The following is a 21,334-nucleotide window of genomic DNA, read 5'->3' as shown; positions in this document are numbered from 1 at the left end:
CTTACTCGTATAGTAAGTAAATTGGAGGTTTATATATGACTACATTTACCCTTACCTACCCAAAAGCTTTCGAAAGCTTTTCAAATATCCCTATTGTAAATGAACAAAATGAGACGGTTTGTGTGCTACAAAAAGTAGAGCGTTCATCCGTTGGCAAAGTAATCAATGCTGTCATGCTAGTAGCTGCACAGCAGTCTTTGCCACATCGCTATGAAACACGCACTACTTTAGGGGCACTACTTTTTCAAGTGCAATCTACACTATTAACAAAGGGTGTTAGCCATCAGCTTATTATGCCAGATGGATCAATTTTAACGATACAACGGAAGACGGTTCAATTACTTGAATCCTCCTACTCTTTTACAATGGATGGACTAGCTTTTCGCTTTGAAAAGGATTTTACTTCAACCGCCTATTTATATTGTAATGATGAAAAAATAGCTAGCGCTAGTAATATAGAAACTGAACTTGTGCGTACTGGTATATCTTTTAAACTTTTTAATTCTGACGATACGCTCTTTGTTGCTTTGCTAGCAACTCTGTATCAGGCTTTATTCTCAATGAGTAATTAGGAGGCTTATCATAGAGTGGGGTTGGTTTCCGTTCGGCGCTTTCCTAGAGGTGTTTGATGATCCGCTTCACTCGCAAGTCCTTCGGAGTGACAGCTTTAGCGGCGGAAAAAGTAGTTTTAGCGGCGAAGCGGACGGCTTTAGCGGCGGAAAAAGCAGTTTTAGTGGCGAAGTGGACGGCTCTAGCGGCGGAAAAAGCAGTTTTGGCGGCGAAGCGGACGACTCTAGCAACGGAAAACAAAGTTCTATCAACGGAGAGTAAGCTCCTAATTAACATAAATACATACCCGTTTAAATAGATAATGAAAAATAAACTCCTATTGTTAGGAGTTTTTTGATATAGAAATTATTAATTTGCTTTATTGCATTTTACAACTACTTGTCGCTGATTTCTCATAAAAGCTAGCTCGTTCTTTTTTGTCTTTCACTACTGCTAGAATCATTCAATATATTCCGGGACACGAAATAAATTCGCTTTGTTTTGACCATTTTACGCCGACCTTCTAAAAAAGGAGTACACTAAAGAGGTAGAAATACTATACATTTGGAGGCATTTAACATGAATACAAAAGCAGCAGAAATTAAAAATTTAATGACGTTAGATCTACTTGTTCAAATTCTAGAAGAACGCGGTATTATGACAGAAAGAGAATTACAAGAACGTCTTACAAATAACGTTAAGCTTTCCTCAATGGATGCAGGTTTAAAAGAAAAGGTCATTGAAGAAATAAAACATTAATGGAATGGATGATATTTCAAAAAGGAGCCGCTTCTTAAGTAATGAGTTTACTTTAAGCAGCCCTCTTTTTTATATTTGCACCTTTAACTCCTTCACATATACAGCGGTTCCTGAAATCGAAATAGTCAATTTACCATCATCACTTTTTATATGAACATGCACACTTCCATCCTTTCCAAGCTCCTGACCTTGTTCAATGATTAGTGTCTTCGGCAATTGAGCTTTTTCGATCAATATACTCTGCAAAATATGCTCCCATAACACCAGAGGGAGTACCTGTAGTTATATCTTCAATTGTTCCAGAATAAGGTGATGAAAAATGTCGTGCGTGCATATCAATTAATAGATACGAATCTACTGCATAAAAATTCCTTTATTTCTAATATTAGTAAGCTGTTCTTAAAAAATATCCCCTATTATAAAAAGAATTAACGCAGAAGCTTTTTGCCACAACGCCGATTTTGGAAATTCCCCACCACAATGACCTTTTAAAAAATTTAGTCATAAGGTAGCATCAACATCATCTATCTAAGTTTGAGACAATACTTCACTCAGACATATGTCTCTAAATGCATAAAAAAAGCAATATGCACTTTTTACTGTACATATTGCCTAGGACCTTATCTAATTGTTTTTAATGCAGTTGCCCATGGAATAAGTTGATCTAGCATTTGATTTACTGAATCTGTTTGTACATCCTTTGGTTTAATCGTGCCGTTTTCGAAGTCTGTAAATAATGATAAAGCAGGATGTACGCGAACATCCGCTACTAATAATTCACCAAGAATACCACGTAAATGTTCTGCTGCTCTTGCACCACCAACAGAACCGTAAGAAACTATACCTGCCGCCTTATTATTCCATTCCACGCGTAAGTAGTCTAATGCATTTTTTAGTGCCCCAGTAATGGAATGGTTATATTCTGCAGCGATAAATACAAAACCATCACAGGCAGCGACTTTTTGTGACCAAGCAGCTACCCCTGAAGTATCTCCTCCTGGCTCACCTAAAAGTGGTAGTTTAAAATCCGCGATATCAATAATTTCATATTCCGCATCACCGCGTTTTTCTGCTACTTCCTTTACCCATTCGCCAACTTGTGGGCTTAAACGACCTTCACGTGTACTACCTAAAATTACCCCAATTTTCAACATGTTGTTCCTCCTTGGTTTATCCCTCAAAGTGTGACCGAATTATTCATTTGAATTAAAAACGGATCTCCTAGCCATGTTGTACAAGAATCCATTTCTTTATTCAATACACATATGGTTAATTAAACCATCCCTTACTTTGAATTAAATTATCTTTAATCCAAGATAAAAATATCATATATTTATAAAAATTTCCAATCATTTAATTCGAATAGATTTATTTAATTGGTCTTTCTAATGCTGCAAGTTCATCCTCAATCGATGCATATTGTCTTTCTACAACATATTTTGTATCCGAGATAGCCGCATTATAAATATGTGGAGCAATATTTTCCTTTACAAAGTCTAATACTCTTTCTGCTTCAAATTCTGTAATATCCTCATCTCGATTATTGTAGAAAAATCGTTGAATATCAGCTATTATCGTTTCTTGTTGTTCTTTTGTTAAACGAATAAACAATCCAAAACTCTCCTCTCATTGCCATTTATACTCACCTATCATAACACTCTAAAATTAAACCATGCATACACAAAAAGACTGAATTATATTTAATACTATAATTCAGCCTTGTTATTATTACTGTTTACATTTAAATGAATAGTTTGTTGATAGAAAATTCTTTTCCTTTGAGACGATGGCTTCTCCACCATCTTTTTCACATTGCTCGGTCATGGCATCAATTTTTTTGGCATTTATCGTATTCGTCATAAATGTCATACCTACCCCAAACACAGCAATTAGCAAACCAATCATCATCCATAACTTGCCGGCTTTATTGCCAGCAGGTCTTTCACTCGCCACAACTATTCCCCTCTCTTACACGAATAAAAACGGTTCTGTATCAATAGTAGATTGGACAAATTCAACAGAATATTTTTTATCCTCACACATTCTCGCCATCTTTTTAGCTACTCCTGCAATCATCACTTTCTCCACATGATGACCTGGATCTACTATTTGTAGACCAATTGCTTGAGCGTCCTGGGCCGTATGGAAATACATATCTCCCGTTAAAAATACATCTGCCCCAGCACGTTTCGCAGAATAGATATATTTATTGCCGTCGCCACCGACAAGCGCAACTTTTTTCACCTTCGACTGTAAATCACCAACAACTCGGACAGCAGGTACGTCTAGCTGCCCCTTTACAAATTGCGTAAATTCATGAAGAGTCATTTCTTGTGGTAAATAACCAACTCGACCTAAGCCCATTACATTCGTTTGCTGGTCTAGGCGAATGATATCATAGGCAGGTTCTTCATATGGATGTCCGTTTAACATTGCCTTTAATACACGATTTTTTATGGATTCTGGAAATACTACTTCTACCTTCACTTCTTCTTCAACATGTAATTCACCAATAGAACCTACATGTGGATTTGCACCTTCTAGTGCACGGAAACGCCCTTCTCCCAATGTAGTATAGCTACACGCTTCATAATCTCCAATACGACCTGCTCCTGCCTTTGCTAATGCCTCACGTAAATCATTGGCATTTGCAGTCGGTATAAAAACTGCCAGCTTCAACATATTTTCAGCATATGTTTTTTCTAAAATAGAACAGTTTTCAAGCTGTAGAGCATCTGCTAGTAAATCGTTGACTCCACCTTCAGCCACATCTAGATTTGTATGTGCTGCATAAACGGCAATATCATTTTTTATAAGCTTTTCATATAAGAGCCCTGCTGGATTGTCAGTACGAATATTTGAAAGTCGTCTAAAAATCGGTGGATGGTGCGCTATTATTAGCTCGCATCCTTGAGCAATAGCCTCATTAGCTACTGCTTCATTAACATCTAATGTGACTAATACTTTACTTACAGGTTTATTTAATGTGCCGATCGCAAGACCAATTGGGTCATTTTCCATACAGGCTAGCTTTTTAGGCGACCATGATTCGAACAATTGTATAACTTCCTGACCGTTAACTGTTTTCATCTCATAGAACCCCTTCCACTAAATTGAGTAGAGCTACTAACTCTGCACGTTTTTCTTCAATTTCAGGTGTTTGATCTGCCCCTTCAATGGACTGTAATACACGCTGCCAATTTTCTTTTTCACGAGACCATTTTTTTATAAATGATGGTGATTTTCGTTGCATTAATTTCGGACCAAATAAAATTTCCGGTTCCGTTAACGTCATTGAGCTTCTTTGCAATACAAGAATTTCATAAATTTTTTCGTCTTCCTCTAAAATTTCTTCGTCCTGAATTGCCCAATTATGTGCTAACGCCCATTCGCGAATCACTTTAGCATGAATATTTGGCTGCAAAATAAGCCTTGTTACCCCTTGTAATTTTTCTGGATGCTTCTCCAAAATGGAGACAATAAGAGGTCCACCCATCCCGGCAATAGTAACTGTATCTACGTGATCAGCTTCTTCCACTGCCGCTAAGCCATTCGCAAGTCGTACTGTAATTTTTTCTGTTAAGCCTTCCTTTTTCACTTGTCCAACTGCTGATTCAAATGGTCCTTTCACAACTTCCCCCGCTATCGCATAAGAAGCAATACCTTTATGAATTAAATAGCATGGTAAATATGCATGGTCACTGCCAATATCAGCTATAACCGCACCAGAGTGTACATATTTTGCTACTGTTTCTAATCGCTTTGATAATTTTTGTGCATTCATTTTTTTTACCGCCTGTCTTAAATAGTGTCCATTCTTAGTATGTATGATGTCGTGAAAAAAAACAAATGGAGTTGACTCAAATTTTTGAGCAACTCCCTATTTCATTAACTGAAATGAAGATAAATAAATTGTAGCTGTACCGATTGCGATTAAACGCTTTCAGTACAGCTACTTTTTTAGACTATTTTAGAGTTGAAATGTACTTAGCGATCGCTTTTGCTTCCGCCTCGTTTTTCATGTTAGGCTCCATTGGAGTGCCTGGAATACCTTTTGTTAAAACTTCTACGATACGAGCTTCATCTTTGCCGTGTAGATTTGGACCAAAAGCACCACTTAAGTCAGCACCGTGACAACTAATACAAGATTGTACTAATGCAGCACCGTCATCAGTAGCTTCTGTTTTTTCGCCACCACCCTCTTTTTCAGCAGCGATTTCTTTTTTGTTTTCTGAACCTGTTAAAGACAAAAAGAAAATAAGACCAATACCAAATGCTAAAATTAAGATGTAAGGAACGACTGGATTGTTTTTCATATGTTTCCCCTCCTCATTTTAAATCTACTTCTATGATAATATAGAATCAGTCAACATCTAATATTGTACTCCATTAACCATAAAACGAAAAGCCTATTCGCTAAGTTTTCCTTTGTTTGTAACAAATTCGACATTTCTGTAACTATTGGATAAAATATGTCTTGAAATCCCCAATATTTGGACTATCTATCACCCTTTTAGCAATTACATCTAGCTTCCTTACACGCTGTTATCTTTCCTCTCTTTGCGCATTCATATACCAAGAAAATCAAAATATCTTTTTTAATATGTGTTATTGAATTAATTCATTCACGATTATAGTCTTCACCAATAGAGCATATACAGGGAGTAAATGTCTTATCAATTACAGACACAGTTTTGATACAAAAAAAGAATCCGTAAGCTATTTGAAAGCAAACAGATTCTTGTTGTTGTTAGCGAAACTAATTTACAAAGAGAGTTCTTATAATAAGTTTATGATATAATAGCTAATCAGTGCTAGTAAACCTAGGACACCTGAGACCGTGAAATAAAGTAGCTTCATTTTTAAACCTGACCAAAGCCAAACCCCACAGTTTGCTGCAATCAAGCAAAACAATGCAATATTATTTCCATTAAAATATGTAGTGTAAATTCGAATAGACATACTAAACAATAAAATAGCAGCCAACAGATGGAAAACAGGAGCTAATAAATCATTTTTTCTTGCCATTCGAAACGCCGTCCGAAATAATATCAAAGATGCTATGCCAACGACAATCGTTAAAATTATCATTAAGGATGATATTGTAAAGTAAATAGAAAGTAGAGTAATCATAGCAATACATATACCCGCAATTACAAGTAGCAGCTTTCTCTTTTCAGAAGGCAATATAGCTTGTTTATGATGTACTGGTTCTAACTCCTCTAGATCTGCCCCCTCTGCATATAGAGCCGCTAAAAAGTCACAGTAATGCTCTGGTAATAGCTTATTCTGCTTCCAAAACAAAATCTCATTCAAGATTATTTTTTTTCGAGGATTTGTCATAATTTTTGCTCCAAACATTGCTTTATAATGGTTGTTATTACAATTTTATCTCAAAATTTTCAAAAACACATCTGTATAAAGTAGCAAAAATATGAACATTGCCTCATTCTAATACACAATATAAACATATCCGAAACAATATTTTCTTTTGATAGACTTTGCTTATACGAGTATTCTCCTGATTCAATAGAAGCATAAAAAAAGGCTACCCAATTAGTCATCACTAATTAGATAGCCCTAAACTGTTTATTTTTATTCTAAGAAGTCTTTTAAACGTTTGCTACGAGAAGGGTGACGTAGCTTTCTAAGAGCCTTAGCTTCAATTTGGCGAATACGTTCACGTGTTACACCAAATACTTTCCCTACCTCTTCTAATGTACGTGTGCGACCATCATCTAAACCGAAACGTAAGCGAAGGACATTTTCTTCACGGTCAGTTAATGTATCTAACACATCCTCTAATTGCTCTTTTAACAATTCATAAGCTGCATGGTCAGACGGAGATTGAGCTTCAGAATCCTCAATAAAGTCTCCTAAATGTGAATCATCTTCTTCTCCAATCGGTGTTTCAAGAGATACTGGTTCTTGTGCAATTTTTAAAATTTCACGTACTTTTTCAGGTGTTAAATCCATTTCTTCGCCAATTTCTTCTGGAGATGGCTCGCGACCTAAGTCTTGTAGTAATTGGCGTTGTACACGAATTAATTTATTAATTGTTTCTACCATATGCACTGGAATACGAATTGTACGTGCTTGGTCCGCAATTGCACGTGTAATCGCTTGGCGAATCCACCATGTTGCATAAGTGGAGAATTTAAAGCCTTTACGGTAGTCAAATTTCTCAACAGCCTTGATAAGCCCCATATTCCCCTCTTGAATTAAATCAAGGAATAGCATTCCACGGCCAACATATCGCTTTGCAATCGATACAACAAGACGTAAGTTCGCTTCTGCTAGGCGTTTACGTGCTTCTTCGTCACCTTGCTCAATACGTTCCGCTAATGCGATTTCTTGCTCGGCAGAAAGTAAATCAACTCGACCAATTTCTTTTAAATACATACGTACAGGGTCATTTATTTTAACACCCGGTGGTACACTCAAATCATTTAAATCAAAAGTCTCTTCGCTTGCTTCTTCTTTCATTAAGCTTTCTTCTTCAAACTCTTCTTTTCCAATGATTTGAATGTCTTTAGCCTTTTCAAGATCCTCAGCAAAGTGGAAAATCTCTTCGTTCTCCAATTCATAAGGCGCTAGTTTCTCTGAAATTTCTTTCATTGAAATTTCACCTTCTGTTTTTGCTTTTTCTTGTAGTATTTTTTTTGCTTCATCTAATGTAATTTCTACTTCTACCTCTTTTGAACGTTCTGACTTGTCCGCCATAAACCTTCCTCCTTCTAAACAACCGAATCGGATTAAATCGCCGATAACGATTTTCTTAAATGAATAATCTGTTGGGCGATTTCAAGTGCACGCGCATACTCATGCATCTTCTCCGCTTCCTTTGACTCATGCATCTTTTGTTGAATTTCTTGCTCAATTCTATATTTTTGCAGCTGACGTATTGAATCTGTGACCTCTGCCTCTGCTTGGTCGGGATCCCGTTCCGCTAAAGCCGCTTCCATTACAATCTTACGTAATTCAGAGTCATCCAATATCTCAACAAAACGCTGATAATCAGGATGACCATATTCTTCATAAAATCCTACTAAGCGAACAAAAACTGCCATATAGGCATCTCGTGCAAATGGATCTTTTTGCTCACTACGTAATACCCTGTCCACTACATCTATATTATGAAGCATATGAGCCAGTAATAAACGTTCTGCACGTTCAGCTGCGTCCATAGGCTTTTGTTGCTGAGTGACCGGCATCGAAGGCGTTGGAACAGGCATTTCTACTTTTGCAGAACGCACCTGATTTGCCTCTAGCTTTCGGAATTGAGCATAAATCGCTTCTTCCGAGATGTTTGTTTCATTCGATAGCTGTCTTATATACAGATCTCGTTCAACTGGTGATGATCTACCTACCAGTTGTTCAAGAACTTCTTGAATATATTGAAGCGTATCATTTTCAAACTGAAAGTTCTTATTTCGTCTAGCATGCATCATCATAAAAGCAATATACGCATGAGGGTTTTCCAAAATTTGTTCTTTAAATGCTTGTCCACCTAAACTACGAATGTATTCATCAGGATCTAGCTTATCTGGTAACACCGCAATATTGACTTTCATACGTTCCGTTTGAAGTAACTGTGCCGCTCTTTTTGCCGCATCAAAACCAGCATTATCACCGTCATAGCAAATCGTAATCTGCTCTACTAAGCGCTTTAGCTTTGTGATATGCTGATTCGTAAGCGAGGTGCCCATTGTTGCTACAGCATTCGTTACGCCAACAGAGGTAGCTGCTAAAACATCCATAAACCCTTCCATCAATACTACTTGACGATTTTTTCTAATTGAGGTTCGTGCTTTATCTAGGTTATATAGCACTTCACTCTTTTGAAAAATCGGTGTTTCTGGACTATTTAAATATTTTGCCTCTTCACCAGTCGATGCAAGAATTCGTCCTGAAAATGCTATAATTTTACCGTTCTCATCACGAATAGGAAACATAATACGCCCTCTAAAACGATCAAAATAGCGTTCTTCTCCTTCACGCTTGATAACTAAACCACTTTCCGCGATTTCTTGTAAGTTATAACCTTTTCTTTCAAGCAATATCGTTAATGCATCAAAGCTAGGAAGAGACCATCCAATGCTATTAGATTCTATAAGTTCCCTTGTAAATCCTCTTTCTAGCAAATAATTTAAAGGTTCTTCACCATCTTCAGTATTTAACAGTAAATGATGAAAAAAATCTGCTGCAAAAGCGTGTGCTTCTTTCATCCTTTCTTCCGCTTTAGATACCTTTTTCGCTACTTCAGGTAAACTTGGCCCAACATCTAAATGTATGCCCACACGTTCACCAAGTTTCACGACTGCGTCAGGAAAAGAAATACCTTCTATATCCATGACAAAAGTAACGGCATTACCGCCTGCACCACAACCAAAGCAATGAAAAATTTGTTTGTCTGAAGACACAGAAAAAGATGGCGTTTGTTCTCCATGAAATGGACAGAGGCCAAACCAATTTCGCCCACGCTTTGTAAGCTGCATGTATTCACTTATGACATCAACAATTTCCGATTGTGTGCGAATCTGTTCAATCACTTCTTCAGGAATCTTCCCTGCCAAATTCATCACCATCTTTAAATTACGTTATAAAACACAATTCGCTATCCGATTTAAAAATCCTTTATTTCTCGACAAAAAAATAGGATTTTTCTCTTAATAAATATTTTTACCACAATTTTATTATTATAAAACAAAAATTAGTTTTTATCTATACTATTTTCACAACCGACTCAAAAAAACCGCCTCTTACAACCGAGGTGGTTTATCATCATTCGTTTCTTATTTACAGTTCGAGATATGTTCAATAATGACGTTCGCTGTTTCCTCAACAGCTTTGTTTGTCACATCAATAACCTTACAACCGATTTTAGCGACAATTTTTTCAAAATGCTGGATTTCTTCTAATATTCGATTATGCTGCGCATAGATAGCATCATCATTCAAACCAAGAGATATTAATCTCTCTTTTCTTATTGAGTTTAATTTATCAGGAGAAATAATTAAACCAATACATTTTTTCGGATCAATTTTTAATAGTTCTTCTGGTGGCTCCACTTCTGGTACTAAAGGTACGTTCGCTACCTTATAGCGTTTATGTGCTAAATATTGTGATAACGGTGTTTTAGAGGTACGTGAAACACCAACTAGCACAATATCAGCCTGTAATAGACCACGTGGATCTCTACCATCATCATATTTTACTGCAAATTCAATAGCTTCAATTTTTTTAAAATAATCATCATCTAACTGGTGAACAATTCCTGGTGCTTCTAATGGGTATTCTTCCACAAAAGTTGCCATTGTTTTTAAAGCAGGCCCTAAAATATCGACAGCATATATCTTTTCTTGCTCACACAGTTCATGTAATAGCGATCGCATTTCCTGGCGAACAAGCGTGTACACAATAAATGCCTTCTGTTTCGCTGCAAGGCATACAATTTTCCGAATGAGCTCCTCTGATTGTATATGAGGAAAACGACGAATTACCGTGTTTTCCAAACCAGGTCGAAACTGGCTAATAACTGCTTTCGCTACTTGATCACCAGTTTCACCGACTGAATCAGATACAACAAAAACCCGTAGTCTTTTCATGCTGCTCTCCTTCAAATATTTAGACATTCTGTGCTAGTGATAAGAATGCTCGTGTAATCGTCGTTTTTGTAAGACGACCAACGATTTTTAATCCACCTTCTTGTGGCTCCACTACTGGTAGTGAATCAACTTCTCGTTCAATTAGTTTATTCGCTGCTACAACTAAAGAATCCGATCTCTCACAGTACGAAATATTTGGCATACGTGTCATTATTATATGTACAGGAATTTTGTTTAAATCCTGCGTGCCAATACTTGTACGTAGTAAATCCTTACGAGAAAGTACCCCTGTCAAAAATTCATTCTTATCTACGACAAAGAGTGTTCCAACATCCTCTGAAAACATGAAGCAAATTGCATCATAAACAGTCATTGTTTCCGGTACAACAACTGGTCCTGAATGAAAATCTTTCACCTTTAAATTGTTAATACTATCCATCAATGTAACGGATGCTTTTTTACCTGAATAGAAATAGCCAACACGAGGTCTAGCATCTAAAAAGCCCGCCATTGTGAGTATAGCTAAATCTGGTCTTAAAGTTGCTCTTGTCAGATTGAGACGTTCTGCAATATGTTCGCCTGTAATTGGGCCGTTTTCTTTCACAATTTGTAAAATGTCTTCCTGACGTTTATTGAGTTCGATTGGACTCACCGCCTCAAATCTAATAGTGTTATACTTATGCTCAATTATTATATACTATTTTAATAATTATTGCGAAGAAAAGAACTACATGCTACAATATTGACACATACGCTTGCTCTAGATGTATTTTCGAGCGATTTGCGTTATACAGGCGATGATGGGAAAAAAGTATCTGTTCCATATTAAAGCGAGTAGAAGATGGTGAAAGTCTACATAGCAACAGAGAAAAGGCACTCCTTGAGCTAACTTTTTGAAAAGAGGTTTTAAACAACACGTTTAAAACAATCAGGGTGGAACCGCGGGTTATAGCACTCGTCCCTGGGCATTCAATGTGCCCGGAGACGGGTGCTATTTTTAATTTAGTCCTTACTAAATTAAAAAAATATCTCTAGTGAATTTTATAAATTTGCTAAAACAAAATTAATGTTCACTTTGTGAAAACTATGAAGGAGGCTATTTTTATGGCTAACAAATCAATGGAAACAATTGTATCATTAGCGAAGCATCGCGGCTTTGTCTTCCCAGGTTCTGAAATCTATGGAGGCTTAGCAAACACTTGGGATTACGGTCCACTAGGTGTTGAATTAAAAAACAATGTTAAAAAAGCATGGTGGCAAAAGTTTGTCCAAGAATCAGAGCACAATGTTGGGATAGATGCTGCAATTTTAATGAACCCAAAAGCTTGGGTAGCTTCTGGTCACGTTGGTAACTTTAATGACCCTATGATCGATTGTAAGGCATGTAAAGCGCGCCATCGTGCTGACAAAATCATTGAGGACGCCGCACTAGCAAAAGGCGATGAAATCATTGTCGACGGTATGACATTTGATCAAATGAAAGAAACGATGATTAAGTATGACGTAGTGTGCCCAGATTGTGGTAAAGCTGATTTTACAGATATTCGTCAATTTAATTTAATGTTTAAAACATTCCAAGGCGTAACAGAATCTTCTACTAACGAAATTTATTTACGCCCAGAGACAGCACAAGGTATTTTCGTGAACTTTAAAAACGTACAACGTTCTATGCGTAAACGTACACCATTCGGTATTGCACAAATCGGTAAATCATTCCGTAACGAAATTACTCCAGGTAACTTCACTTTCCGTACACGTGAATTTGAACAAATGGAACTGGAATTTTTCTGTAAGCCAGGTGAGGACCTTGAATGGCACGCATACTGGAAAGAATTTTGTAAAAATTGGTTATTAAATTTAGGCATGAAAGAAGAGTCTATGCGTCTTCGTGATCATGAAGACGACGAATTGTCTCACTACTCAAATGCTACAACTGATATCGAATTTAAATTCCCATTCGGTTGGGGCGAGCTATGGGGCGTAGCGGATCGCACAAATTTCGATTTAAAACAGCATATGGAGCATTCTGGTGAAGATTTCACTTACATTGATCCAGTATCAAACGAACGTTATGTTCCATATTGTATCGAGCCTTCTCTAGGTGCAGACCGTGTAACATTAGCGTTCCTTTGCGATGCTTATGACGAGGAAGAGCTTGAAGGCGATGATAAGCGTACAGTTTTACGCTTCCACCCTGCTCTAGCGCCATTTAAAGCAGCAGTACTACCACTTTCTAAAAAGCTTTCAGATGAAGCTACAAATGTTTGGGCAGATCTTCGCAAAGCATTCCCAGTTGACTTTGACGAGTCTCAATCAATCGGTAAACGTTACCGTCGTCAAGATGAAATTGGTACACCATTCTGTATCACATACGACTTTGACTCAAAAGAGGATGGTCAAGTTACAGTCCGTCATCGCGATTCAATGTCTCAAGTTCGTATGCCAATTACAGATGTTAAAGCATACATTGAAAAACATCTTCAATTCTAAATTCATAAGTATATAAAGAGGGAGTCGCATTTTAAGCGACTCCCTCTTGTTATGTCTTTAATGATGAAAACAAGCGCTCTTGCATCTTCTCCTCAAATGAAAACCTTTTCATACTCATACCGACTAAGCTAATAAGTAATTCCTCAATATCTACAAGCGAATAAAAAAGGAACGTTCCTTCTCGCATTGGGCGAACTCTCTTATCGACGGTTAGTTTATCCTCAATAAAGTAAGCTATATTTACGTTACAATGTTCCATTAATTGTGTAATGCGCTGGTCATCATCTGGATTAATAAAAAACGGCACAATTTTGTCAATATACAAAATACTTTGCACAAGTTTTATGAAGAAATTTTCACGAAGCGAAGTTTCCACAACTAATATAGTCGTTTGTTCATGCTGATAATCCATATACAATACATTTAATTGCTCTTCTAATAATTTTTTAAGAATATTAATAGAATTCCTATATTTTGTCATATCCGTTTGAATTTCTCTCGTTAATAAACGTAGAATTCGAAAGGCCGGTAAAAATATTTTTAAAACAATTTCTTTAGGATGTAAATGATCTATTAATTTATTAAAGTAGACTCTTAAGCTGTTTTCGTCACAGCGAATTAATTGTTCTATAAATAAGTTAAAAATTTCTTCAAAGCTGTTAGCACGATAATCAATCATTTTCGAAATTTTCACACTATAATTCAAAGGTAAAATCATAGACTTTTGTTCATCCAACAGCTTAACTTTAGGTAACGTTGGGAATAAATCATAGACAAGTTCTACTTGTGCACTTCGATTATCAGATAATTGAACGACTGAGTTGACAGGATAAATCCCTAAGCACTCTACAAATTTGTGCATAAATTTCTCGTTATATAAATGTCGATCACGATATAAAACAGCTAATGCATCTGTTGCAGCATATCCCGAATGATATACTCGCTTTGATGTCATTGCTGAATAAACATCAATAATTTGCAGTAATTGAACTCCCTCACACATATCATCCTCACAAAGCCGATTCGGATAACCTTGACCAGCAAAGCGCTCATGATGATCACGTGCTAAATAGGCAATATCCTCTTCCCCATTTTCTATGAGCAACTCAAAACCTTTAGTCGTATGAGTTTTAACAATGTCAAACTCATCTTCTGATAATTTTCGTTTTAAATTTAATATTTCTTGTGGAATTAATACCTTCCCAATATCGTGGAACAAATAGCCCCTTGCTAGTGTTTCAATATCTGTTAAACCTAAATAACGTGCAAAAATTGTACCTAAAACGAAAACATCAAATGAATGAACAAAAGAATACTCATCCCATTCTTTTAATTGCATGAGTAATTCATAGCGATGTTTTTTTTCTAAAATTTTTTCAAAAACACCTCGTACATAAGCAGTATCTTGGATGCTTTTTAAAATTTGACCATAGCGTAATTCATGCACAACATTCTCTAATGTAGTCATAAAAAGGTTACTTACTGTATCTTTATATTCATCTACCTCATCCTTTTTATCCATTAGTGGTGCGAATACATCCTCGAAATCCCTTGTACGCTGAACGCTTAAATCATGCACAATTCGGACTGAATCGGTTGGTAAATAAACAGATAATTCGTCTACTTTTCTAAGTTTAAGTAAGGCAATAATTCGTTCCGTTAAAACTAGATCTTTTTTAGCTAGTAAACGATAATCAGAAAATATATCTTCAGCTAAAATATCATTTACTTCAACTTCATCAATACTTAACGTCACTTTTCTTAGCATATTTTCTGCCACATACGCAATGTTCAAGCATTATGTGACTCCCTCCTTCTTCGATAAGACTGCGTTGTTCATCAATTATGCCTCGGCATAATTGCGTCCCGAATCGGCTTTAACTTCTTTCACATATGTAACTGACGTTTCACTTACGTTACAAAAAAATTTGTAGCTGACGCTTTGCTTTCGCTACCGAAAATAATTGCTGAAAGAAGTTAAAACGCTTTTGCTGATAGAGGCTTGTTTTACATTTTATATGTTATGTCAGATTTATATAAATTGGCCTAGTTTCAATGGGTACGAAACGTATAAGTAATATAAGAATAGTATCAATTATACCTCGGCATAATTGCGTCCGGAATCGGCTTTAGGCCAACACGACGTTGGTCACTCAGGCTAAGAACTTCACAGGATGTGAAGTTCTTAGCCTGAGTTCCTCTTTTCAGCGTATACCCGCTTAAAGAAGTTTAATATCATTATCTATATCATTTACAATATCATAGATTAAAATGCCTTTTCAACTAGTTTATGGTACTTGAATGAATAGTTAATACTATGTTTATGTTAAAAACCATTCCAAAATTAGTAATTTATATCTAATACATTCTTTTAACAACAGCTATTAAGTTGAAATTAAAAAGATATAAAGTCCTATACAAAGGGCTTAAAAGCACATAATTATAATTTATAGTTAAATTTATCTCATAAATAATATTTCTATAAATTATAAATGATTAATCAATTTGTCCTAATTCTATTAGCAAAAATTCAATATTTATATACAAATATTACCATACAAGAAAAATAACTACTCATTTTTACATTAGTAAACATTGAAAATTAATCATTTTTATGTATTATACCCAACTTTTGTCTCACCATCAAAAGTCGGAGATGACATTTGTTAATACGTATTTTATTGATTGGTATATTGGATTAGAGATAAGCCCCCTGTTCCAAAACAGATTATCGTTCGATCCTGAAAGCACCCTAGTCGGAACAGAAATAAAATCTACTCCATGTTGATGAACAAGCCATCTTACCATGTTAATTTTTAGCAGTATAAAATTCCCTCTATTCTCAGCTTCATCATTTTGATATAAATAAAGTATTATAGTTAATCTTAAATGTTAAATAACAATAATTTAACAATTCATGGAGGTTCCAACCTATTACATTCAACCCATTGTTATAGGTTGGTCCTAGCTATAAATATTTTTTATGTACTTTGGAGGAAATTATTTGAAGAACAATCGTTTTTATCACATCGCAATGGCATCAGCACTAGCAACAAGCGCTATTGTCATTGCACCCCCAGCACATGCTACATCGGTATTCTCCGATATAAATGCGTCAACTGAGGAAGGCAAAGCTATTATTAACTTAGCCCAACGCGGCATTATATCAGGCTACCCAGATGGCACATTTAAACCCGCTAATTCAATTACTCGTACACAAGCTGCGAAAATTTTAGCTGGTATTTTAAAGCTAGATACGGTCCATGTAAAAAATCCTAATTTTAAGGATATAAAACCTGGCGATGCAAATTATGGTGCGATTGCTGCTTTAGCAAATGCAGGTATTATTAGCGGATCGAACGGCTATTTCTACCCAACTAAAAATATTACACGTGGACAAATGTCAAAAATGATTGTGAAAGGCTTTCAATTACCAATTACAAACGGCATTGACATTCCTTTCGATGATGTCAATGAAGGCAGTGAATACGAACCATATATAAAAACGCTATTTGCCAACAGCATCACAAAAGGTACAACCCCTTCTACCTTTGGACCACAAAACAATGTTAAACGCTCACAGTTAGCACTTTTTGTTGTTCGTGCTGAAAAAGCTCAAGGTAACACTACAGTTTTTGCTAGTCAATTTAAGCAAGACTATATCTTTGCTTCTTATGGCGGTATTAACCCTTCAGAGGATATCTTTACATGGAGTGAAGATGAAGAAGATTATATGACAGAGTCCATTACAATTAAACCGCTAAAAGTAGGTACGGGAAAATTAGTTATTACGGGCTTTAAGGAAGATTCCGAAGAATTTATGGACTTCTTTTACTTAGTACATGTGAAAAACGTAAATGGTAAGCTACAAACAACACTTGAAAAAGTGAAAGAAGAGGATTATGTAGAAGATTTACCGCTCAACTTAATGGAAAGCGATTTAAAATTTGTTCCAACAGGGGTTAGTATTCAAACTGCGGATGGTCAAACCCTATCTTCTAATTTATATAGTTTTAAATCAACGAATAATTCAGCTACACTTTCTATCTTTAAAAACGGGCAATATATTCTAACTTTCACTAATGGTACTCAACAACAAACGATGGCTGCTGATGTTGATACGTATGATTTCGTGCGTAGTATTGATTTGTATCAAGTTACAGATGAGTTAACATTTTCGAGTAGTGATTTATCGTTCGAGCCAACACAAGTTGCCTTAGAAAAATTTAATTCTGAACCAGCAGCTGTGAAAGCTTCAATAAAGGAAAAGAAAGTAAATGTTACACCATTAGCAGAAGGTCCCGCTATTTTACATATTACAGGTAAAAATGGTGAAACTGCTTACCTGTATATTGAATTTCTAAAAATCGCTAATAAATGGGTTGCTCGTTACGAATTTATGGATGATTCAGAAGACTATTAATATATTGTAGTGTGAAAAAAGCAAAATGCCAGAAGATCAATATTAATGGTCTTCTGGCGTTTTTTCTTGATCAGCACTTGTTCTTAACTGAAATTCAGGCGTTCTCTCAAGCTGTTCGATAAATTTTTTAGTCTTAAAACGAATTCCTGTTTGCTCTTCATAAATTGTAGTGATTATTTTTTTAATAAAATACTTTGTTTCCTTTTTTAATTCTAATTTCCCAATCTGGTCAATCGGTACAGTATAGAACATCCGGATAAGCTTAAGCTGAGTCGGTGTTAATCGAATGATATAAGGATCATGTTGATAACAACGATGACACAAAAAACCTCCCTGCACAAAAGAAAATGCAAATTCACCATCTACTGCACCACAAGCAGCACAAGCATGTAATATAGGTTGCACACCTGTATAGGGTAGCATTTTCCATTCTACGAACAATGTAATGGCCTCTGGGTCATAACCTTCCTCAATTGCTTGTAATGCTTGAAGGAGCACATCAAATGCAAGGGGCTCAGCTTTCCCCTCTTCTACTACACGCTCGACAAGTTCCATTATATAACTTGCATAGGCTGTTGCCATTATATCCTCGCGAATATGACGCATCGAATTGAGATGCTCACCTTGTTGTAAGGTTCCCATACCAGTATGATGCTGTACCATAAACATGCCATAAGTAAATGGCTGTGTCACAGATGCTAATCTACTGGAAGGCTTCTTCGCACCTCGAGCCATCGTGGCAACCTTTCCTGCTTCTCTCGTTAGTAATGTTACAATTTTATTTGATTCTCCGTAGGCACGCACCTTTAGGACAATTCCTTCCCATTTATGAAGCATCGATCTCCCTCCTTTCTACAAGCATCGCATGAAAATAGAGCTGTCCAATAAATTATTGGACAGCTCCATATCAATTATGCCTCGGCAAAATTGCGTCCGGAATCGGTTTTGTGCTTAGGCCTGCACGAGGGCCGACACGATGTCGGTCATTTCGGTAATGCCACAGGACGTGGCGTTCTTAGACTGAGAGTTCCTCTATTTCAGTGGGGATTTGGGCATCCGCTAAAAAGTAGCTTGAATCTGCATTCATCTCACCACCTATAGAGGTGTGAGACTTCTGCAACTGCCGTTTCACTTACGTTACAAAAAACATCTGTAGCTGATGCTTCGCTTTCGCTACAAAAGCTGAAAGAAGTTAAAACTACAGCGACAAATAGGAATGTTATAAAGTTGCTTCTTAGCTTAACAGCATATCCTATTAATATTCATCGTCACGGAAACCGAAGTCACGTAAATGTGTTGATTTATTTCGCCAATCCTTTTGTACCTTTACCCAAAGCTCTAAATACACTTTTGAACCAAGAAGCATTTCAATATCTTTTCTTGCACGTATCCCTACTTCTTTCAATAGCGCTCCACGTTTACCAATGACAATCCCTTTTTGAGAATCCCTTTCCACGATAATCGTTGCTGCTACACGGATTTTATCTTCATTTTCCTCATCACGGCGAATTTTATCAATAACAACAGCAATGGAATGAGGTATTTCTTCACGCGTTAAATGTAACACTTTTTCACGAATTAACTCTGAAATAATAAAACGCTCAGGATGATCTGTTACTTGATCAGCTGGATAATATTGTGGACCCTCTGGTAAATATTTCGTTAATGTTGTTAATAAATTCTCTACATTATTCCCTTGCAACGCTGAAATCGGAACTATTTCCGCAAAGTCATAACGATCTTTGTAGCTCTCAATAATACCCATTAATTCATCGGGATGAATTTGATCGATTTTATTAATCACTAGGAAGACAGGCGTTGGATTACCCGCCAGCATTTCAAGGATGAATTCGTCACCTTTTCCAAGTTTCTGCTCTGCATTGACCATGAACATAATAACATCCACTTCACGCAATGTATTTTTAGAAACCTTTAGCATAAAATCCCCTAGCTTATGTTTCGGCTTGTGGATTCCTGGTGTATCAATAAAAATCATTTGGCTATCATTTGTTGTTAGTACACCTTGTACTTTATTTCGTGTTGTTTGTGGTTTATCACTCATAATTGCAATTTTTTGACCAATGACACGGTTTAAAAATGTTGATTTCCCTACATTTGGTCGACCGATTATGGAGATAAAACCTGACTTGTAGCCATTGTTATTTTCCAGCATTCTCTAAATCCTCCGTTGTAAATGCAAACGGTAGTAATTCGCCTACAGACGTTACCGTGACATCACCTTTTAAGTTTGTTAAATATACAGGCATAGATGGTTTGCAAAATTCCATCATCACTTGACGACAAGCTCCGCATGGCGCACATGGTCCATCCGTATCAGCTACAATAGCGATCGCCTCAAAATCATAAATACCTTCTGACACGGCTTTGAAAAAGGCTGTACGTTCAGCACAATTGGTCATACTATAGCCAGCATTTTCAACATTGCAGCCATGAATAACCTCTCCATTTTTCGTTAAAATCGCCGCGCCAACTTTAAATTTTGAATAAGGTACATAAGCCTTTTCACGCGCTTTTTTTGATTCTTCCAGTAATGCATGCATATCAATTGTCATTAATGTTCACCTCTACATATTCAATTTCGCCTTGGCGTAATTGAATAAATCATAATTTCTCAGCACAACTGCTACTATTCCATGACCGAATAATTTTTGTAATATCAAAACCATTTCGGTATAAATATGAGTAATCCGATTATAGCACTGAATATCGCAAATACAAGTACTGCGCCTGCTGCAAGATCTTTAGCCTGCTTAGCAAGTGGATGGATGTTAGGTGAAGCTAAATCTACTACTCGTTCAATTGCAGTATTTATCATTTCAAGTACTAACATTAGTGCTATTAATAGCAACACAATATACCATTCTATACGTGATAAATCCGTAAAATAGCCAGCAATCAAAACTATTCCAGCACTTAGCAAGTGGGACTTGAAATTTTGCTCAGTACAGGCTGTCATGATACCTTTAAAGGCATACCCAAAAGAGCGTACGAATTTGCGAATATTCATTTATTCTCGTCCTAAGCCGAAAGATTGTAAAATCTCATCCTGCTTACCGAACATCACCTTTTCATCTTCTGGCTCCATATGATCATAGCCAAGTAGATGTAAGAAACCATGAACCGCTAAAAAGCCTAATTCCCGCTCAAATGTATGCCCATATTCCTCTGCTTGTTCTTTTGTACGATCCGTTGAAATAATAATATCTCCTAAGATACGAGGCATCCCTTCAAATGTTACTTCCATTTCTCCCTCACCTAATTCCTCTAGGGCAAACGAGATAACATCTGTCGGTTGATCCTTGTCACGATATTCTCGGTTTATTTCTTGAATCACTTCATTTGTAACAAACGTCACTGACACTTCTGTTTCCGGTTCAATATTCTCAAGTTTCGCTGCATGCTGTAAAAGCTTTTCAACAAGCTCCATATACTCAGCAGTCACTTCATTTGTTTCATCTGTAAAATCAATTGTTAAAATCATAGA

24 protein-coding genes are annotated in these 21,334 nt (G+C 36.4%); 5 read left to right on the top strand and 19 right to left on the bottom strand.

From position 1 onward, the window contains the following. Positions 1 to 35: 35 nt before the first annotated feature. The 3 genes from ACIQLB_RS07335 to ACIQLB_RS07325 all read left to right on the top strand — a co-directional run bounded on the left by ACIQLB_RS07335 (position 36) and on the right by ACIQLB_RS07325 (position 1,308). Complete coding sequence (locus ACIQLB_RS07335; RefSeq protein WP_400723024.1) at positions 36 to 572, top strand: tubby C-terminal domain-like protein; 537 nt, start codon at positions 36 to 38, stop codon at positions 570 to 572. A 56-nt stretch (positions 573 to 628) separates the two neighbouring features. Next, positions 629 to 868 carry a hypothetical protein gene (locus ACIQLB_RS07330; protein WP_400723022.1) on the top strand — a complete coding sequence of 80 codons (240 nt, stop codon included), beginning with the start codon at positions 629 to 631 and terminating at the stop codon, positions 866 to 868. A gap of 260 nt (positions 869 to 1,128) precedes the next feature. Then, a complete protein-coding gene (locus tag ACIQLB_RS07325; protein ID WP_400723019.1) occupies positions 1,129 to 1,308 on the top strand; it encodes a hypothetical protein in 180 nt (59 codons plus the stop codon). Positions 1,309 to 1,377: 69 nt separating this feature from the next. Here ACIQLB_RS07325 and ACIQLB_RS07320 read toward each other — a convergent pair whose 3' ends face one another. The 13 genes from ACIQLB_RS07320 to ccpN all read right to left on the bottom strand — a co-directional run bounded on the left by ACIQLB_RS07320 (position 1,378) and on the right by ccpN (position 11,568). Next, positions 1,378 to 1,554 (bottom strand): hypothetical protein, encoded by a 177-nt coding sequence (locus ACIQLB_RS07320; RefSeq protein ID WP_400723016.1) that lies wholly within the window; start codon positions 1,552 to 1,554, stop codon positions 1,378 to 1,380. Beyond that, positions 1,502 to 1,642 carry a PhzF family phenazine biosynthesis protein gene (locus ACIQLB_RS07315; RefSeq protein ID WP_400723013.1) on the bottom strand — a complete coding sequence of 47 codons (141 nt, stop codon included), beginning with the start codon at positions 1,640 to 1,642 and terminating at the stop codon, positions 1,502 to 1,504. Before ACIQLB_RS07315 ends, ACIQLB_RS07320 begins: the two co-directional genes overlap by 53 nt. 286 nt (positions 1,643 to 1,928) lie before the next feature. Next, entirely contained in the window at positions 1,929 to 2,462 is a 534-nt protein-coding gene (locus ACIQLB_RS07310; RefSeq protein ID WP_400723010.1) for an NADPH-dependent FMN reductase, read from the bottom strand. Positions 2,463 to 2,676: 214 nt separating this feature from the next. Further along, positions 2,677 to 2,919, bottom strand: a complete 243-nt coding sequence (locus ACIQLB_RS07305; protein ID WP_400723007.1) for a DUF2164 domain-containing protein — start codon at positions 2,917 to 2,919, stop codon at positions 2,677 to 2,679. A gap of 117 nt (positions 2,920 to 3,036) precedes the next feature. Further along, positions 3,037 to 3,261: a hypothetical protein gene (locus ACIQLB_RS07300; RefSeq protein ID WP_400723004.1), complete on the bottom strand. Its 225-nt coding sequence runs from the start codon at positions 3,259 to 3,261 to the stop codon at positions 3,037 to 3,039. A 15-nt stretch (positions 3,262 to 3,276) separates the two neighbouring features. After that, entirely contained in the window at positions 3,277 to 4,398 is a 1,122-nt protein-coding gene (locus tag ACIQLB_RS07295) for a Nif3-like dinuclear metal center hexameric protein (protein ID WP_400723001.1), read from the bottom strand. A gap of 1 nt (position 4,399) precedes the next feature. After that, positions 4,400 to 5,092, bottom strand: coding sequence for a tRNA (adenine(22)-N(1))-methyltransferase (locus ACIQLB_RS07290; protein ID WP_400722999.1), 693 nt, complete (start codon positions 5,090 to 5,092; stop codon positions 4,400 to 4,402). 181 nt (positions 5,093 to 5,273) lie between these two features. After that, the gene (locus ACIQLB_RS07285; RefSeq protein ID WP_400722996.1) at positions 5,274 to 5,624 is read right to left on the bottom strand and encodes a c-type cytochrome; all 351 of its coding nucleotides are present in this window, start codon (positions 5,622 to 5,624) and stop codon (positions 5,274 to 5,276) included. A gap of 463 nt (positions 5,625 to 6,087) precedes the next feature. Beyond that, positions 6,088 to 6,651, bottom strand: a complete 564-nt coding sequence (locus ACIQLB_RS07280) for a hypothetical protein (RefSeq protein WP_400722993.1) — start codon at positions 6,649 to 6,651, stop codon at positions 6,088 to 6,090. 252 nt (positions 6,652 to 6,903) lie between these two features. Then, a complete protein-coding gene (gene rpoD / locus ACIQLB_RS07275; protein ID WP_053484645.1) occupies positions 6,904 to 8,031 on the bottom strand; it encodes an RNA polymerase sigma factor RpoD in 1,128 nt (375 codons plus the stop codon). Between the two features lie 32 nt (positions 8,032 to 8,063). Next, complete coding sequence (gene dnaG / locus ACIQLB_RS07270; protein WP_400722990.1) at positions 8,064 to 9,896, bottom strand: DNA primase; 1,833 nt, start codon at positions 9,894 to 9,896, stop codon at positions 8,064 to 8,066. 207 nt (positions 9,897 to 10,103) lie between these two features. Then, positions 10,104 to 10,916, bottom strand: a complete 813-nt coding sequence (locus tag ACIQLB_RS07265) for a pyruvate, water dikinase regulatory protein (RefSeq protein WP_400722987.1) — start codon at positions 10,914 to 10,916, stop codon at positions 10,104 to 10,106. Positions 10,917 to 10,935: 19 nt separating this feature from the next. After that, a complete protein-coding gene (gene ccpN, locus ACIQLB_RS07260; protein ID WP_400722984.1) occupies positions 10,936 to 11,568 on the bottom strand; it encodes a transcriptional regulator CcpN in 633 nt (210 codons plus the stop codon). A gap of 452 nt (positions 11,569 to 12,020) precedes the next feature. Between ccpN and ACIQLB_RS07255 the strand changes: the two genes are divergently transcribed. After that, a complete protein-coding gene (locus ACIQLB_RS07255; protein ID WP_400722981.1) occupies positions 12,021 to 13,406 on the top strand; it encodes a glycine--tRNA ligase in 1,386 nt (461 codons plus the stop codon). Between the two features lie 49 nt (positions 13,407 to 13,455). On the opposite strand, the gene ACIQLB_RS07250 is transcribed toward ACIQLB_RS07255, so the two are convergent. Continuing rightward, positions 13,456 to 15,201, bottom strand: a complete 1,746-nt coding sequence (locus ACIQLB_RS07250) for an HD-GYP domain-containing protein (protein ID WP_400722977.1) — start codon at positions 15,199 to 15,201, stop codon at positions 13,456 to 13,458. A 1,209-nt stretch (positions 15,202 to 16,410) separates the two neighbouring features. On the opposite strand from ACIQLB_RS07250, the gene ACIQLB_RS07245 reads away from it, so the two are divergent. After that, positions 16,411 to 17,829, top strand: a complete 1,419-nt coding sequence (locus tag ACIQLB_RS07245; RefSeq protein ID WP_400722974.1) for an S-layer homology domain-containing protein — start codon at positions 16,411 to 16,413, stop codon at positions 17,827 to 17,829. A gap of 42 nt (positions 17,830 to 17,871) precedes the next feature. Here ACIQLB_RS07245 and recO read toward each other — a convergent pair whose 3' ends face one another. The 5 genes from recO to ybeY all read right to left on the bottom strand — a co-directional run bounded on the left by recO (position 17,872) and on the right by ybeY (position 21,331). Further along, positions 17,872 to 18,666 carry a DNA repair protein RecO gene (gene recO / locus ACIQLB_RS07240; RefSeq protein WP_400722971.1) on the bottom strand — a complete coding sequence of 265 codons (795 nt, stop codon included), beginning with the start codon at positions 18,664 to 18,666 and terminating at the stop codon, positions 17,872 to 17,874. A gap of 418 nt (positions 18,667 to 19,084) precedes the next feature. After that, a complete protein-coding gene (gene era / locus ACIQLB_RS07235) occupies positions 19,085 to 20,002 on the bottom strand; it encodes a GTPase Era (RefSeq protein ID WP_400722968.1) in 918 nt (305 codons plus the stop codon). Beyond that, complete coding sequence (locus tag ACIQLB_RS07230) at positions 19,989 to 20,402, bottom strand: cytidine deaminase (protein WP_400722965.1); 414 nt, start codon at positions 20,400 to 20,402, stop codon at positions 19,989 to 19,991. The genes era and ACIQLB_RS07230 overlap by 14 nt, the downstream gene beginning before the upstream one ends. Before the next feature lie 104 nt (positions 20,403 to 20,506). After that, positions 20,507 to 20,857 carry a diacylglycerol kinase family protein gene (locus ACIQLB_RS07225; RefSeq protein WP_400722962.1) on the bottom strand — a complete coding sequence of 117 codons (351 nt, stop codon included), beginning with the start codon at positions 20,855 to 20,857 and terminating at the stop codon, positions 20,507 to 20,509. After that, a complete protein-coding gene (gene ybeY / locus ACIQLB_RS07220) occupies positions 20,858 to 21,331 on the bottom strand; it encodes an rRNA maturation RNase YbeY (protein WP_400722959.1) in 474 nt (157 codons plus the stop codon). It lies immediately after the preceding gene. Between the last annotated feature and the right edge of the window lie 3 nt (positions 21,332 to 21,334).

Source organism: Lysinibacillus sp. NPDC092081, from assembly GCF_044755845.1.
GTDB lineage: Bacteria > Bacillota > Bacilli > Bacillales_A > Planococcaceae > Lysinibacillus.
Note: the sequence above shows the minus strand (reverse complement) of the source record. Positions and strands in the feature narration are given on the sequence as shown.